Here is a 13,796-nt window from a genome sequence, read left to right on the forward strand (position 1 = left end):
CAATGGTCGACGATCTAGAAGGCATCTCAGTCTTTCTCGCCGTGGCAGAGGCGCGGAGCTTTCGCCTTGCGGGCGAGCGTCTCGGCGTCACCCGCTCCGCCGTCAGTCAGTCCCTGCAGCGTCTGGAGGATCGTCTTGGCGTCGCGCTCGTCCGGCGCACTACGCGCAGCGTCAGCCTGACCGAAGCCGGCGAAGTGTTCTTCGCGGCCGTTCATCCATCGGTCCGGCAGGTCACGGATGCGATGCAGACGGTGCGGGACATGCAGGCGCGCCCGAGCGGCCTGCTGAGGATCACCGTGTCCTCGATCGCCGAAAGCTTCCTATCCGGCACTTTGCTCGCCGGCTTCATGCAGGCCTGTCCCGAAATCAAACTGGATATCACCGTCACAGATGACGAATTCGATATCGTCGAAACCGGTTTCGATGCCGCTGTCCGTCTGGGCGAAGTGATCGAGCAGGATATGATCGCGGTCCCGGTCTCAGAGCCGCAGCGGCAATGCGCGGCCGCGTCCGCCGCCTACCTCGAGCGCCACGGCAGTCCCCGCCATCCAACCGAACTCCATGACCATGCCTGCATCGGATGGCGACCGCGCCCGGATAAGGCGCCCTATCGCTGGGAATTCACCGAGAATGATCGCGATTTCGACGTCTCCGTTGATCCCGCAGTGACGACGAACGACATGGGCATGATGATCCGCATGGCTTGCGCAGGCAGCGGGATCACCTTCGGCATGGTGGAAACGTTTCAGCCCTATATCGACCGCGGCGAACTCATGCCGCTGCTCGAAGATTTCTGCCCACCCTTTCCGGGCTTCTATCTCTATTATCCCCGGCGCCAGCGGCAGCCGCTGAAGCTGCGGGCCTTGGTCGATCATATCAGGAAGTCCGCGAGGGGTTAGATATGGTCGAGCCCTGACCGAAGGGTGCGGCGGCTCCCGCCGGCATACGCCCCGGCTCAAGGTTGCCCCTGTCACGCGGTTTTGCTATTTCCCGTCGCTAAGGATCAGGGGCGAGGGGCATCCTGTTGCCGGAGAAGCCATGCTGGACGACGTGTTTCGCATTCCAACCAGGGCCCTGATCCGCCAGGGTGGGCGTGCCTGCTTTTTTCGTCTCGTCAATACGAGCCCCTTGCTGATCCAGGTGCAATCGGGAACGAAGATCGTCATGGCGGATGACAAGGCCTTGCGTCTTGAGGCGGGCGCTTATGCCCTGCTGCCCGACTATCGGCCGTTGACGATGGAGAACATTCCAAAGGCGCCACAGAAGTATCAGACCCTGGCGCTGCCTGTTCCAAGACAGCTCTTCGAGGATGCCTATATCGCCATGGGTTCGATCGCCGTCCCCTCGCGGCCGCTCCCGGCCGGTGCCTCGAACCTGCCGGAGGAAGCGGCGGCATTGTTTGCCTATTGCTGTCAGCCCGGCAATCTGACGAGGCTTCCCGGGGCCATTGCCAAGGCGCGTTTGATGGAACTGGTCACCTGGTTTGCGCTCTGCGGCGCGGTGCTCGGTCGATGCGAAAGTCCTCGGCTCGAGGACCGGCTGAGGCAGATGATTGAAAGTGATACGGCCTTTGATTGGACGCTGGGGCACGCGGCGCGCGCCTTCAACATGAGCGAAGCGACGCTCCGGCGTAAGCTCGCCGCCGAAAAGACAAGTTTCAGCGAGATATTGAGCGACACAAGGATGAATCGCGCCCTGGCCCTCATCCAAACCACAACCCTGCCGATGGCACAGGTGGCGCTGGAAGTCGGTTACGATTCGCCGTCGCAGTTTTCGGCACGGTTCAAAGAGCGGTTCGGCGTCAATCCGCGCCATGTGCGGGGCGGAACTGAGTGTTTTGAGCGGATCGGGGCAGAAGTTGAGCATAGCGGGGCAGATGCGCTGCCGTGACAACGGTAGTTTTCCCGCATCATCAACCGCAGGAAAACAACATGCGTCTTATAGCAACAGCACTTCTCACCGCGTCCGTCTTTGGCGCCACAGCCGCCCAAGCCGAAATGAAGCTCACGTCGAAAGATCTGACATCAGGCAAGACAATGGCCGATGCGCAGGTCTTCAACAGCTTCGGCTGCACGGGCAAGAACATCTCGCCGGAACTCACCTGGTCGGGCGCTCCAGAGGGAACCAAGAGCTTCGCCGTCATGGTCTACGACCCGGATGCTCCGACCGGTTCGGGCTGGTGGCATTGGTCGGTGTTCAACATTCCGGCAGACGCCTCGAAGATTGCCACCGGCGCCAGCGGTGACAAAAAGCTTCCGGCAGGGGCCGTGGAGGGCCGTACGGATTTCGGTACATCGGGCTATGGCGGCGCATGCCCGCCGGTCGGCGATGCGCCACACCATTACCAGTTCACAGTCTACGCGCTCTCGGTGGACAAGCTGCCGCTTCCCGATACGGCGCCGGGCGCGATGGTTGGCTACTATGTCCGGGCGAATACGCTCGACAAAGCCTCGATCGAGGTTACCTACGGCCGCTGACGCAGTCGTCACCGCCATTGTCCCCATAGAGCATGGCCGGCCGAGGAACCTTGGCCGGCCATGCCCGCTCTCATGCAGGAAAACTAATCCGTCACGGCTTCCCAGCAAATCAACGGACCGTCTTCGGCATCGATGCGCTCGCCGGTGCGGATGAACCCGTTGCGCTCGAGAACACGTTGCGACGCGATGTTCCCGATGCCTGTCTCGGCAGAGAGCAGAGCCACTCGAGGATCGCTCCGTCCCCATGCCAGCAACTGCCCTATGGCCCGGGTCGTGCATCCACGGCCCTGGCGGGAAGGCGCAATGCCATAGCCGATGTGGATGTTTCCATCTCGTGGCGTTCTGACAATGGAGCAGAGACCGACGATCTCATCCTCCTCCACGATCATCCAGGCCGACGGCGAGAATGCCGCGCCGATGTCGGCCGCAAGGCGGCGCAGCATCTCCAATACCTCAGGAGGCGCAATCGCGCTGTCGGGGACAAGGCGCAGGTTAATAGGCGCGATGCCATTCAGCAGCGCGTCAAAATCAATAGGCGTTAGCTCGATGATCATATTCTTCTCGACATTAGACATGCACCCGGATGGGCGCGCTAAGGCCGGGCAATAATGGGGATCAGCCCTCGGCCGCGATGCCGAGCGCCTCTATCCCTACCGCCGCAGCCGGTGAGTTCTGAATTGTTGCGACGGCAAACAAAGGCCTTCTCCTGCAAATGAAAGTGCGAATAACAGGTCCGCGCGACCACCCTAGCACGTTATTGTCAGCGATTCTTCCAATTCGGGAAATTAAGCTGGAACGTAGACCAACCGGATCACATCCTCGTCAATTTTGTCATTGGCGATAAGGCGCAGCCGCGGTCGGGGTCCCGCGAAATATGGTTTGCCGTGACCGAGTACGACGGGGTGCAGATAAATGATATACTCGTCGATCAGGCCAAGATCGGTGAGGCTTTGCGCCAGGTCCGGGCCGGCCACTTCGATCTCGCCGTCGCGTTCGGCTTTTAGCCTGCGGATCGCACCCTCAAGATCGCCCTCGACAAGGCTGGCGTTGGGACCGACCGATTTCAACGAGCGCGAGACGACCCATTTCGGCTGGTCCCGCCAGGCGGCCGCGAAGGCGCGTCTGTCCGCGTCCCATTCAGGATGGTCGTCATCCCAGTAGCGCATGATCTCATACATTTGACGACCGTACACACTGCCCGCTTGCCTTTCCGTCGACTCGACGAAGTGACGGAAGAGCGTGGGGCTTGGCCCGAACGCCATATGATCGACGTAACCGTCCAGGGACTGGTTCATTCCGAACACGAGCTTGGCCATGCTCACTTCCTTTCCTTCAAGGGTTCATCGCCGGGAGTCGGATGGCGTTGCGTGATCGCTCAAAGCCTAGATGGACTGATAGTAAGTTGCAATCGGTTTTTCGCAGACCAGTGTGGCCAACTCGCAAAAGAGCGCCATTGGGAACTACCAATCTCGCCTCAATTGTCACCGACAACGAAAAGGAGTTCGCAGGCGCAGGAACCGCTGCGACCTCGCTGGCCGCATTACGACGGAGATGGTAAGAACCGGACGCGCGCTTGTTACCTATCACGAAAGCTACGTGAGCATTGCTCACCAGATGATCGAAGGCCTCGTGCCGAGCGCGGATGTCGGCCATTGGAAAGAAGAGCGCAAGGTAACCCTGGCTGAATTCTCGCGTCTCAAGGACATTCCCCTGTCTACGATCGGCCGCGTCATCATTCTGGCGGGACCGGGTCCGATGGACGACGCTGTGCAAAAGATTTGTAAGCGACTCTCGGCAGAGGCTGGCGACAAAGTTCAGATCGAGTTCGCGCTGGCGCATTCGTGCGCTATGACTGCCAGTGCCGACCTCGTCATCGACGCCAGCCGCAATGTGACGTCGAGCCGAGCTCCTCCCCTGTAGTTTCATGAGGTCTCGCTTTCACCATCCCGGAGGAGGCGAAAGCAATTTTCAGAACACTGTCAAGAATTTGCTGGTCGGGATGGCGTTCCCGGGCACCCTCAACCTTCACTCCCACTCGATGGTGCCGGGCGGCTTCGACGTAACATCGTAGACCACCCGGTTGATGCCGCGCACCTCGTTGATGATGCGGGTGGCGGCGCGGCCGAGGAATTCCATGTCGTAGTGGTAAAAATCGGCGGTCATGCCGTCGACGGAGGTGACGGCGCGCAGCGCGCAGACGAATTCATAGGTGCGCCCGTCGCCCATGACGCCGACAGTCTGGACGGGCAGCAGCACGGCAAAGGCCTGCCAGATGGCGTCGTAGAGGCCGGCCTTGCGGATTTCGTCGAGGTAGATCGCATCGGCCTCGCGCAGGATCTCCAGCTTTTCGCGGGTGATGCCGCCGGGGCAGCGGATGGCAAGGCCGGGGCCGGGGAAGGGGTGGCGGCCGATGAAGCTGTCGGGCAGGCCGAGTTCGCGGCCGAGCGCGCGCACCTCATCCTTGAAAAGTTCGCGCAGCGGTTCGACGAGCTGCATCTTCATGCGCTCCGGCAGGCCGCCGACATTATGGTGCGACTTGATCGTCACCGACGGGCCGCCGGTGAAGGAAACGCTCTCGATCACGTCGGGATAGAGCGTGCCCTGGCCGAGGAAATCGGCGCCGCCGAGTTTCTTTGCCTCTTCCTCGAAGGTTTCGATGAACAGCCGGCCGATGATCTTGCGCTTGGTTTCCGGGTCGCTGACGCCTTCGAGCTCGCCGATGAAACGGTCGGAGGCGTCGACGTGCAGCAGATGCAGATTGTAGTGCTCGCGGAACATGGCGACGACGTTTGCCGCCTCGTCCTTGCGCATCAGGCCGTGGTCGACGAGGATGCAGGTCAGCTGGTCGCCGACCGCCTCGTGGATCAGCAGTGCGGCGACCGAACTGTCAACGCCGCCGGAAAGGGCGCAGATGACGCGCTTGTCGCCCACCTGCTTGCGGATCTCGTCGACCGCCTTCTGGCGGTAGGCCGACATCGACCAGTCGCCCTTGATGCCGGCAATGTTGTGAATGAAGTTGCCGATCAGCTTGGCGCCGTCGGGCGTGTGCACCACCTCGGGGTGGAACTGCACGCCGTAATATTTGCGCTTCTCGTCGGCGATGAAGGCGAAGGGGGCGTTGGAGGAGGTGGCGACCACCTCGAAGCCATCGGGCAGCGCCGTGACGCGGTCGCCATGGCTCATCCACACCTGATGGCGCGAGCCGGAGGACCAGAGGCCCTCGAACAGCTGGCAGTCCTTGTCGACATCGAGGAAAGCGCGGCCGAATTCGCGGTGATGGCCGCTTTCGACCTTGCCGCCGAGCTGCATGCACATCGTCTGCTGGCCATAGCAGATGCCGAAGACCGGCAGGCCGCTGTCGAAGATGATCTGAGGCGCCCGCGGCGATCCCTCGTCCACCGTCGATGCCGGGCTGCCGGACAGGATCACGGCTTTCGGCTGGAGGCGCTTGAAGCCCTCTTCGGCCGATTGGAAGGGAACGATTTCGCAATAGACGCCGGCCTCGCGCACGCGTCGTGCGATGAGCTGGGTCACCTGGCTGCCGAAATCGACGATGAGAACGGAGTCGGGATGTGCTGTCTGGGTCATGTCGAGGCTTTAATGAAAAGCGCTTCGCCTGGCAATCCGGGAAATCGGCGGCATCGGGTTTTTATTGTTCCGATTGTCCCTCGCGCGCCGGAAAGGCGCGGGCTTTCAGGGCCTAGAACCAGAAAACCCCGTCTTCCAGCGCCGTGAACAGGCTGTCGACGCCGTAGGAGAGCTTGCGGTCGACGATGTGCAGATATTCCGTCCAGCCGGAAATATGCTGCAGCTCGACCGCGCCGTCGGAAATTCCGCGAAGACCGATCAGCGGCAGCTTGTAGCCCTGGCAGGCGCGCAGCACCGCATACGTCTCCATATCGACCATGTCGGCGTCGATGTCGCTATAGGCGGCCCCCGAAATGACGTTGCCGCCCGTGGAAAGGCTTGCCTCGGCAATGCCGGGAATACGCAGCGGCAGCTCGAGCGTCGCCGGCAGGTCGAGGAAGGGTGTCCGGCCCTTTTCGAAGCCGAGCGGCGAGGCGTCCATGTCGCGGTAGGATACCGAGGTTACCTGATAGATTTCGGTCTGTTCCAGTTTCGCCGAGCCGGCGGAGCCGAGCGAAACGACGAGATCCGGCAGCTCGTCGGCGGCATCGAGCCGCGCCAGCGTCTTGGTCAGCGCCACCGCCGCCTCGACCGGACCGACGCCGGTCATCAAGGGTTCGATGCGCGAACGCAGAAACGGGCCGTATTCGGCCTCCGCCGCCATGACGAACAGCATGGATTTTCCCGCGACCGGTTTCAGTTCGAACTTCATCCTGTAATTCCTTCTCTGCCGCGGATGACCATCATCGTTCCGGTCATGGAGGCAATGAGTTTCGCCGGCCCGTCGCTGATCGCGTAGCCTCGCCCGTCTGCGACGATAATGGTGGAGCCCGGCTTGGTGATTTCGCCGCGAAACAGGAAGCGCTCGCCGCGGCCCGGCGACATGAGATTGACCTTGAACTCGATCGTCAGGATCGAGGCTTCCGGGTCGATGACGCTGTAGGCGGCAAAACCGCAGGCCGAATCGAGCGCGGCGGAAATGATGCCCGCATGCAGAATGCCGTGCTGCTGCGTCAGTTTGATGTCGAAGGGAAGCTCGATCTCGACGACGCCGTGTTCGACGCGCGTCAGCTCCGCGCCGATCGTCTGCATCGCCGCCTGGCGCGCAAAGTTGCGGCGGATTCGCGCGCGGAAATCGCCCCTGTCAGTCTCACTCATGGCTACCCCTCTCGAAGCCGGGAAAGTGGCATGGCAGGCCGGATTCGACAAGCTGGACATTGCTGAAATCGATCCGGTGGGTGATGGAAACCTCAAGCCGTGTCGTCAGCGCAACCTTTCGCCGTGCCGCCGTTGCGCAAACCCGTTGCCGACCTCCTGCGAAGACAATTGCAGCTTCGCGCGGAACGGGTATTCTCCGGCATCCTGTCTCGAATAGAGGGAGCCGGTGCCATGACGACGATATCGCAATCGGTTCGCAATTTCGAGACCTGGCTGGCCGGAGAGCTCGGCGGCGATCTCGTTGAGGACGATCTTAAGGAAAAGCACGAGAAGATGCGCAGCGACGATTTCGTGTTCCTGCGCGCCACCTATTGGCGCTGGTGCGAGATCATCCTCGATATTTGCCCGGAGCTCGGCCGCGCGCCCGAAGTGCTGGCGATCGGCGATATGCATCTGGAGAATTTCGGCACCTGGCGCGACAGCGAGGGGCGGCTCGTCTGGGGCGTCAATGATTTCGATGATGCGGCGGTGATGCCCTATGCGCTGCATCTCGTTCGCCTTGCGGCAAGCGCCATCCTGGCGCGCAACGGCAACGGTCCCTCGGCTCGGATGATCGGCGAGCTGATCCTCGGCGGTTACTGCAGAGGCCTTGAAAATCCGTTGCCGGTCATCCTCGAACGCGACCATAAATGGCTGCGCAAGGCGTTGATGCTGCCGAATTCCGAACGCCGGGAATTCTGGGAAAAATACAAGACGCTGCCTCCGGGCAAGACGAAGGCGCCGGCTGCCTATATCGAGGCCCTTTCCGAAGCATTGCCATCCGGATCGGGAGCCTTCACAGCCAAGCCGCGCAGCGCCGGCACCGGCAGCCTCGGCCGCCCGCGTTTCGTCGCCTATGCCGAATGGCAGGGTGGGCCGGTGTTGCGCGAGGCGAAGGCGCTGGTGCCCTCGGCTTGGTCGCTTCACCACAGGCCGCTTGATGTGGCGATCCGTGCGGGCGAAATCGCCGCTGGGCGGGCGCGCTCGGCCGATCCTCACTATCGCGTCTGCGGCCGCATCCTCGTGCGTCGGCTCTCGCCGAACAGCCGCAAGATCGAGATCGAGAAGCATCCGGAGATCCTGCTTTCGCCGACAATGCTCGAATTGATGGGCTTCGAGATCGCCAATTGCCATTCCGATGATGCGGCCGCCGCAGCAGCAATCCTGCAGGATTTGAAGGCCCGGGGACCCGAATGGCTGCATGAGGCGGCAAGAGCCGCGGCATCGAGCGTCAGCGCAGAGCAGAAGGCCTATGCGCGCACCCGCTGAGAGACCCGGACGATGTGCTGATCCCAGGCGACATCGCTGCGCCTCGAAAGGAAATCGCCGTCATAGGAGGAGACGGCAAAGCCCTCTCTTGCCGGCGCGATGCCGGCGGCCTCCGGAACGGCGATCTCGGCCAGCACCTTGCCAGTTCTTGCGTCGATGGTCACCGAGGCGCCGCCCTTCGGCGAGGTGATGCCGACGAGACCTTCGCTGCGGTTGACGGCGATCGCCCCGACATAATTGGCAAGCCTGCGCGTCGTCTCCTCCGGCAGCGCAACGAAGGAAAGATCCTCCCCCTTGGCGAAATGGCCGACGAGCGGTGGTAGGTCCTTGCGGCGGCCTTCGTACTGGCAGGCGAACCAGATGCGGCCTCCGCCGTCGAGGTCGACGTGGCGGGTCGACAGCTGCGACCATTCGGCCGGCAGCACGTGTTTTTCGATCAACCCGCCGGTTGCCGCATCGATCAGCGCCAGCGACGGCTGCATCGCCCCGAGATTGAGCTTGGTGCGGCCGAAATCCGGATGCGTCTCGATGCCGCCATTGGCGACGATGAGCAGGCGGCCGTCATCGGAAACCGTCATATCATGCGGGCCGATGCCATAGGTTTCGTATTCACCGATGCGGGTAAAGCGATCGGTTGCGTCGTAGAGACCGACCATGCCGCGATTGCCGTCGAAATCATTCTCGCTCGCATAGAGAATCCGGCCATCGGGCGAGAAGGCGCCGTGCCCGTAGAAATGGCGGTCGTCGCGGGAACTGATGACAATCGGCTCGCCCTTATCTCGTGGATCAAAGATCATCGCATAGGTGCCCGGCCGGCGGGCGAAGGCGACGGTCTTGCCGGTGGGGGCGCTGAAGGCCATGCCGTGGGCGCGGGCGGGAAGCGCCACCTGATCGATGATCTCGCCGCGCTCGGTCACGGTGGCAATAGCAAAGGAACCGTTTGCCGTGCGAATGCCCGAGGCATAGACTGCATCGGCCCGTTCGAGCGCCATCAGCGACCTTGGCGCCAAGCTCGCCAGGAAGCCGATTCCTGCCGCCTTGACGAAACTGCGTCGGTTGATCGGGCCGCTTTGCATCATCGCTTCAGTCTCCGTCAGAAAAGGAAAAGCCGGCCGAAAGGCCGATGGCCGCGCCATATTCGTCGCTGATCCTGGTGATCAGCTCGCGGCTCTCGGCAAGCAGCGTGTCGAGCTTGGCCTTCTCGGCATCGCTGACAGCGGCGTCGATGTCGGGATTGAGCTTCGGTACGCTGTCGAGCAGCGATTTGAAGTTCTCGTCGATCGAGGCAGCGATCGCCTTTTTGTCCGGCGGCAGGAGCTCGGCCATGCCGGCCTTCTGCCAGAGCGTGCGCAGGCCGTCGATATTGGCCGCCATCGATTTCCAGGTGTTCTTGGAGCGCCAGTAGATCGCCATGCGCGGACGCGGCGAGGTGTCCTTGCCTTTGTAGAACTGCTCCAGCCGCTGATCGCGGACATTCTCGGCGCCGTGGACGAGAATGCCGAGCAGCGCGGTCACCGCTTCCTTGTTGTCCATGAAATCATTGCTCTGCGGACCTGGATGTTTCCAGCTCGCCTGCACCCCGTCGGGTTTTTCCCAGGCAGCGACCACTTCGCCAGCCTCACGCTGGATATTACCGGCGATGGCGGCCCCATAAAGGCAGCGGAAACCGCCCTTCTGCCCGACGAGATTTTCCGAGCCGTTGCCGTAAAGCACGTATTCCAGAGCCGTCAGGCCCTGCAGCGCCACGCTCTTGCCGGCGATCGCATCGACCGTTGCATCCTTCGGATCGGCCTTGGCGATCAGCGCCTGCACCTGCTTCAGGCCGACGCCCTTGCGGTCCGGATAGAACAGGATGTGCTCGAAGAGATTGTCCTGGATGACGGGTCCGGTCTGGACGATCTCGATGATCGACCAGTAGCGGATCGTATCGTCGAAGGCCGATTTCGCCTTGTCGAGCGTCTGCTGCGTGCCGCCGTCGCAAAGATCCTTCATCGCCGTCGTCAACCGGGCGGCCGATTGCTGCATGTTGCGATAGCCCGGCCGGATCACTTCGTCGACGGCGCGCTGCATGACGGCGGGAACGGCATCCTCGTTCAGCCCTGCCGGAGGAGCGGCGGTCTGGGCGGCGGCCGATGTGGCGAGGCCGATCAGAGTGAGGCAGAGCAGGGGGTGCCAAAGGCGCATCAAAGTGACTCCAGGAATGTAATCAGGGCCGCCCTGTCGTCTTTGGACAGGGAGGAGAAAGCGTTGCGGGCCTTCTCCGCTTCGCCGCCATGCCAGAGGATCGCTTCGTTGAGATCCCGCGCACGGCCGTCATGCAGGAAAAAGCTGTGTCCGCTGACAGTCCGGGTCAGTCCTATACCCCATAGCGGCGGCGTGCGCCATTCACGTCCGCTTGCAAGGCCGACCTGCTGCCCGTCGGCCAGCCCGTCACCCATATCGTGCAGGAGGAAGTCGGAATAGGGCCAGATCAATTGGAAGGATTGCGCCTTGTCGGGCGAATCCCGACGGGTGACGAATTTCGGCACATGGCAGGAAACGCAGCCGCTTTCGTAGAAAATCCGTTTACCCTTCAGTGTCTCGGGGAAGCTCGCCTTGCGGCGCGCCGGAACGGCAAGATTTTCCGAATAGAAAGTCACGAGGTCGAGAATAGGCCCCGGCGCTTCTTCCTCGCCCAGCCGTTTCTGTACTCCGGTCGGCATCTCGAGGCATTTCTCTTCCGCCTCGGTGCAATCGCCATGCGCGTCCGGGCGGTCGGGCGTGGAGATGCCGATATCATTGGCGAAGGCGTCGGCATTCTGGTCGCGCACCGTGGCGTTCTGCGCCTTCCAGCCGAAACGGCCAAGCGCGATCTCGCCGCTGCGATGATCACGGACGATCGCTGCCTTGCCGGAGATGCCGTCGCCATCAGCATCGTCAGGGTCGGCACGGGCAAGGATATCGGCCTCGGGAATCGCCTCGATCAGTCCGAGGCCGATCATGGCGGGGCCGACACGCGCCGAGATCGTCGTCGAAGCATCGAGCGGTCCATAGACCAGATTGGTCGCCGCATAATGCGGCCGGCGCAGCGACATGATCTCGCCGTCGCCAAGCGTTACCGTCTCCTCATCATAGCGGATCGCCATCCGGCCTTCGGCGGCAAGACCAGGAACGGCAAGATCCTGCAGCTGATGGCCATAGACCGGATCGGGGAAGTTGAGGATGTCAGCGCCCGCGATCGCCTTTTCCTCTTCCGGCGTCCTGGCTGCGCGGGAAAGCCGCAGGAACATGGACACGGCGCTCGGACCGCCCTCCGGCGGCTTGCCCCGGCCGTCATTGACGTGACAGCTCATGCAGGAGCGGGCGTTGAACAGCGGCCCGAGGCCATCGGAAGCCTGGGTCGAGGAGGGCGAGGAAACCCAGAGCTTGCGGAAGAGCGCATTGCCGAGCTTGAAATTCTGCTCTTCCTCGAAGGGGATATTGGCCGAAATATGCGAGAAGCTGTCTTCGGTGACCGGATCGACCGAGGTCGTCGCACCCGCCTGCATCGCCTCATATTGTTCGGCCTTGGAAAAATCCGTCGTCGGCCGGGTGACCTCGGCGACGCGTTTCAGGTCGGCTTCGGAGAGGTCGGTGCGTTTCGCCGGCAGATCAAAACCAGCGGCGGTCGCTGCGGGCGCTACAGCAAGGGCGGCGTAAGTGGCGATGCGGAGTTTCGACAAGAGGCGACTCTTCCGAGTGGCAAGCTCGACGGTGCTGACGCGCGCTTCCTTTTCCACTTCCTCATTCCTGTGCTTGTCACAGGAATCCAGCGCGCCCAAGTCCTTGGGCGCGGAAGACTCCCCTTTGACCAGGTCATTCACGACGCCGACGCGCCGTGGCTGGATTCCTGTGACGAGCACAGGAATGAGGGAGGCAATAGATGGCATTTCAGGGTTCGGGCCGCCCCAATGGAGCGGCCCGCCTTTTCGCTTATTTGAAGACGGCGTTAGGATTATCCAAGCTGTCGGAACCTTCAAGCTGAACCGTACCGAGATCAAGTGCGGCAATAACGCGCTGGATCGATTTCGTCTGGTCGATCAGCCCGTCGATGGCCGCCTGGACGACGGCGTTGCCTTCCTTGTTGCCTTCGGCAATCATCTGGTCGTACTTCTCGACCGTTTCGCCGCGCTTGGCCATGGCGTTCATCGCATCGAGCGTCTTGTTGAGCTTGCCTTCCAGCTCCGCATCGAGCGCCTTGTCCTTGGCGGCCACGAGGTCGTGCAGCGAGGGGCCGCTAAGCTTGGTGCCATCGACGCGGGTATAATTGCCGGTATAGGCGGCGGCGATGCCGATCGCGTCGTTGAGATGCGAATTATAAGTATTGTCTGAGAAGCAATCATGCTCTTCCTCAGGATCGTGCAGCAACAGGCCAAGCTTCATGCGCTCGCCGGCAAGCTCGCCGTAGGAGAGCGAACCCATGCCGGTCAGGATGGCGACGAGGCCGGCCTTCGGATCGGCTTCGACGTTCTTCGTCGCAGCCCCGTCCGGCTTCCAGTTGTCGGTCATTTCCTGCAGGTCTGAAACCAGCAGCGTGGAGGCGGACTTCAGATATTCGGCGCGGCGGTCGCAATTGCCGTGCGTGCAGTTCTTCAGGTCGTAATCGGTGGCCGGGCGGTTGCCGGCGCCGGGCCCCGTGCCGTTCAGATCCTGGCCCCAGAGCAGGAATTCGATGGCGTGGTAGCCGGTGGCGACATTGGCTTCGATGCCGCCGGCTTCCGCAAGCGTGCCCGAGAGGAATTCCGGCGTCAGCTTCGAGGCGTCGACATCCTTGCCGTCGATCTTGATCGTCTTGTTGGCAATGACATTGGCGACATAGAGGGAGTTTTCGTCGCTCTCGGCGCCGTAGGAGGGATCGACATAGTCGATCAGCCCTTCATCGAGCGGCCACGCGTTGACCTTGCCTTCCCACTCGTCGACAGCAGGATTGCCGAAGCGATAGACTTCCGTCTGCTGGTAGGGGACGCGGGCCTTGATCCAGGCCTCCCGGGCCGCCTTGAGCGTCGCATCGCTCGGCGCCTTCAGAAAGGCGTCGATCGCGGCATCGAGCGCCTTTGCCGTCGTCAGCGAGTCTTCGTATTTCGCATGCGCCACATCGGCATAATGTTTCACCACGGCCGCCGCATCGGTCGCGGCATGCGCGGGAAGGGCGAGCAGGGCTGCGGGGGCGATCGCCAGCACGGCTGCGCGGAGTTTGTTGAGCTTCAT

Annotated in this window: 14 protein-coding genes; 5 read left to right on the plus strand and 9 right to left on the minus strand. The window is 62.2% G+C overall.

The genetic code is table 11. The features are described from left to right. Positions 1 to 2 precede the first annotated feature (2 nt). The 3 genes from GGI60_RS05860 to GGI60_RS05870 all read left to right on the plus strand — a co-directional run bounded on the left by GGI60_RS05860 (position 3) and on the right by GGI60_RS05870 (position 2,477). Positions 3 to 899 (plus strand): LysR family transcriptional regulator, encoded by an 897-nt coding sequence (locus tag GGI60_RS05860; RefSeq protein WP_183914003.1) that lies wholly within the window; start codon positions 3 to 5, stop codon positions 897 to 899. Between the two features lie 139 nt (positions 900 to 1,038). After that, positions 1,039 to 1,890, plus strand: a complete 852-nt coding sequence (locus tag GGI60_RS05865) for a helix-turn-helix domain-containing protein (RefSeq protein WP_183914005.1) — start codon at positions 1,039 to 1,041, stop codon at positions 1,888 to 1,890. A gap of 41 nt (positions 1,891 to 1,931) precedes the next feature. After that, positions 1,932 to 2,477 (plus strand): YbhB/YbcL family Raf kinase inhibitor-like protein, encoded by a 546-nt coding sequence (locus tag GGI60_RS05870; RefSeq protein ID WP_183914007.1) that lies wholly within the window; start codon positions 1,932 to 1,934, stop codon positions 2,475 to 2,477. 83 nt (positions 2,478 to 2,560) lie between these two features. On the opposite strand, the gene GGI60_RS05875 is transcribed toward GGI60_RS05870, so the two are convergent. Both GGI60_RS05875 and GGI60_RS05880 read right to left on the minus strand, forming a co-directional pair. Then, entirely contained in the window at positions 2,561 to 3,052 is a 492-nt protein-coding gene (locus GGI60_RS05875) for a GNAT family N-acetyltransferase (protein WP_183914009.1), read from the minus strand. Positions 3,053 to 3,262: 210 nt separating this feature from the next. Next, entirely contained in the window at positions 3,263 to 3,793 is a 531-nt protein-coding gene (locus tag GGI60_RS05880) for a dihydrofolate reductase family protein (protein WP_183914011.1), read from the minus strand. Between the two features lie 280 nt (positions 3,794 to 4,073). On the opposite strand from GGI60_RS05880, the gene GGI60_RS05885 reads away from it, so the two are divergent. After that, entirely contained in the window at positions 4,074 to 4,397 is a 324-nt protein-coding gene (locus GGI60_RS05885; RefSeq protein ID WP_183914013.1) for a hypothetical protein, read from the plus strand. A gap of 105 nt (positions 4,398 to 4,502) precedes the next feature. Here the strand turns inward: GGI60_RS05885 and guaA are convergent, their stop codons facing one another. The 3 genes from guaA to GGI60_RS05900 all read right to left on the minus strand — a co-directional run bounded on the left by guaA (position 4,503) and on the right by GGI60_RS05900 (position 7,262). After that, positions 4,503 to 6,065 carry a glutamine-hydrolyzing GMP synthase gene (guaA, locus tag GGI60_RS05890; protein ID WP_183914015.1) on the minus strand — a complete coding sequence of 521 codons (1,563 nt, stop codon included), beginning with the start codon at positions 6,063 to 6,065 and terminating at the stop codon, positions 4,503 to 4,505. A 112-nt stretch (positions 6,066 to 6,177) separates the two neighbouring features. Beyond that, a complete protein-coding gene (locus tag GGI60_RS05895; protein ID WP_183914017.1) occupies positions 6,178 to 6,816 on the minus strand; it encodes a 5'-methylthioadenosine/S-adenosylhomocysteine nucleosidase in 639 nt (212 codons plus the stop codon). Continuing rightward, the gene (locus GGI60_RS05900; protein ID WP_010028223.1) at positions 6,813 to 7,262 is read right to left on the minus strand and encodes a PaaI family thioesterase; all 450 of its coding nucleotides are present in this window, start codon (positions 7,260 to 7,262) and stop codon (positions 6,813 to 6,815) included. Before GGI60_RS05900 ends, GGI60_RS05895 begins: the two co-directional genes overlap by 4 nt. 231 nt (positions 7,263 to 7,493) lie before the next feature. On the opposite strand from GGI60_RS05900, the gene GGI60_RS05905 reads away from it, so the two are divergent. Then, the gene (locus tag GGI60_RS05905) at positions 7,494 to 8,570 is read left to right on the plus strand and encodes a DUF2252 family protein (RefSeq protein WP_183914019.1); all 1,077 of its coding nucleotides are present in this window, start codon (positions 7,494 to 7,496) and stop codon (positions 8,568 to 8,570) included. On the opposite strand, the gene GGI60_RS05910 is transcribed toward GGI60_RS05905, so the two are convergent. From GGI60_RS05910 to GGI60_RS05925, 4 genes are read right to left on the minus strand one after another with little or no spacing between them, the layout of a single operon-like run. Continuing rightward, the gene (locus GGI60_RS05910) at positions 8,552 to 9,649 is read right to left on the minus strand and encodes a DUF1513 domain-containing protein (RefSeq protein WP_183914021.1); all 1,098 of its coding nucleotides are present in this window, start codon (positions 9,647 to 9,649) and stop codon (positions 8,552 to 8,554) included. The two genes, GGI60_RS05905 and GGI60_RS05910, sit on opposite strands and share 19 nt — an antisense overlap. A gap of 4 nt (positions 9,650 to 9,653) precedes the next feature. Continuing rightward, complete coding sequence (locus tag GGI60_RS05915; RefSeq protein ID WP_183914023.1) at positions 9,654 to 10,754, minus strand: imelysin family protein; 1,101 nt, start codon at positions 10,752 to 10,754, stop codon at positions 9,654 to 9,656. Then, positions 10,754 to 12,478: a di-heme oxidoredictase family protein gene (locus GGI60_RS05920; protein ID WP_183914025.1), complete on the minus strand. Its 1,725-nt coding sequence runs from the start codon at positions 12,476 to 12,478 to the stop codon at positions 10,754 to 10,756. Before GGI60_RS05920 ends, GGI60_RS05915 begins: the two co-directional genes overlap by 1 nt. Positions 12,479 to 12,521: 43 nt before the next feature. After that, on the minus strand, positions 12,522 to 13,796 hold the full coding sequence (locus tag GGI60_RS05925; protein WP_183914027.1) for an imelysin family protein: 1,275 nt from the start codon (positions 13,794 to 13,796) through the stop codon (positions 12,522 to 12,524).

Origin of the sequence: Rhizobium lentis (assembly GCF_014200175.1) — a bacterium.
Classification (GTDB): domain Bacteria; phylum Pseudomonadota; class Alphaproteobacteria; order Rhizobiales; family Rhizobiaceae; genus Rhizobium; species Rhizobium mulingense.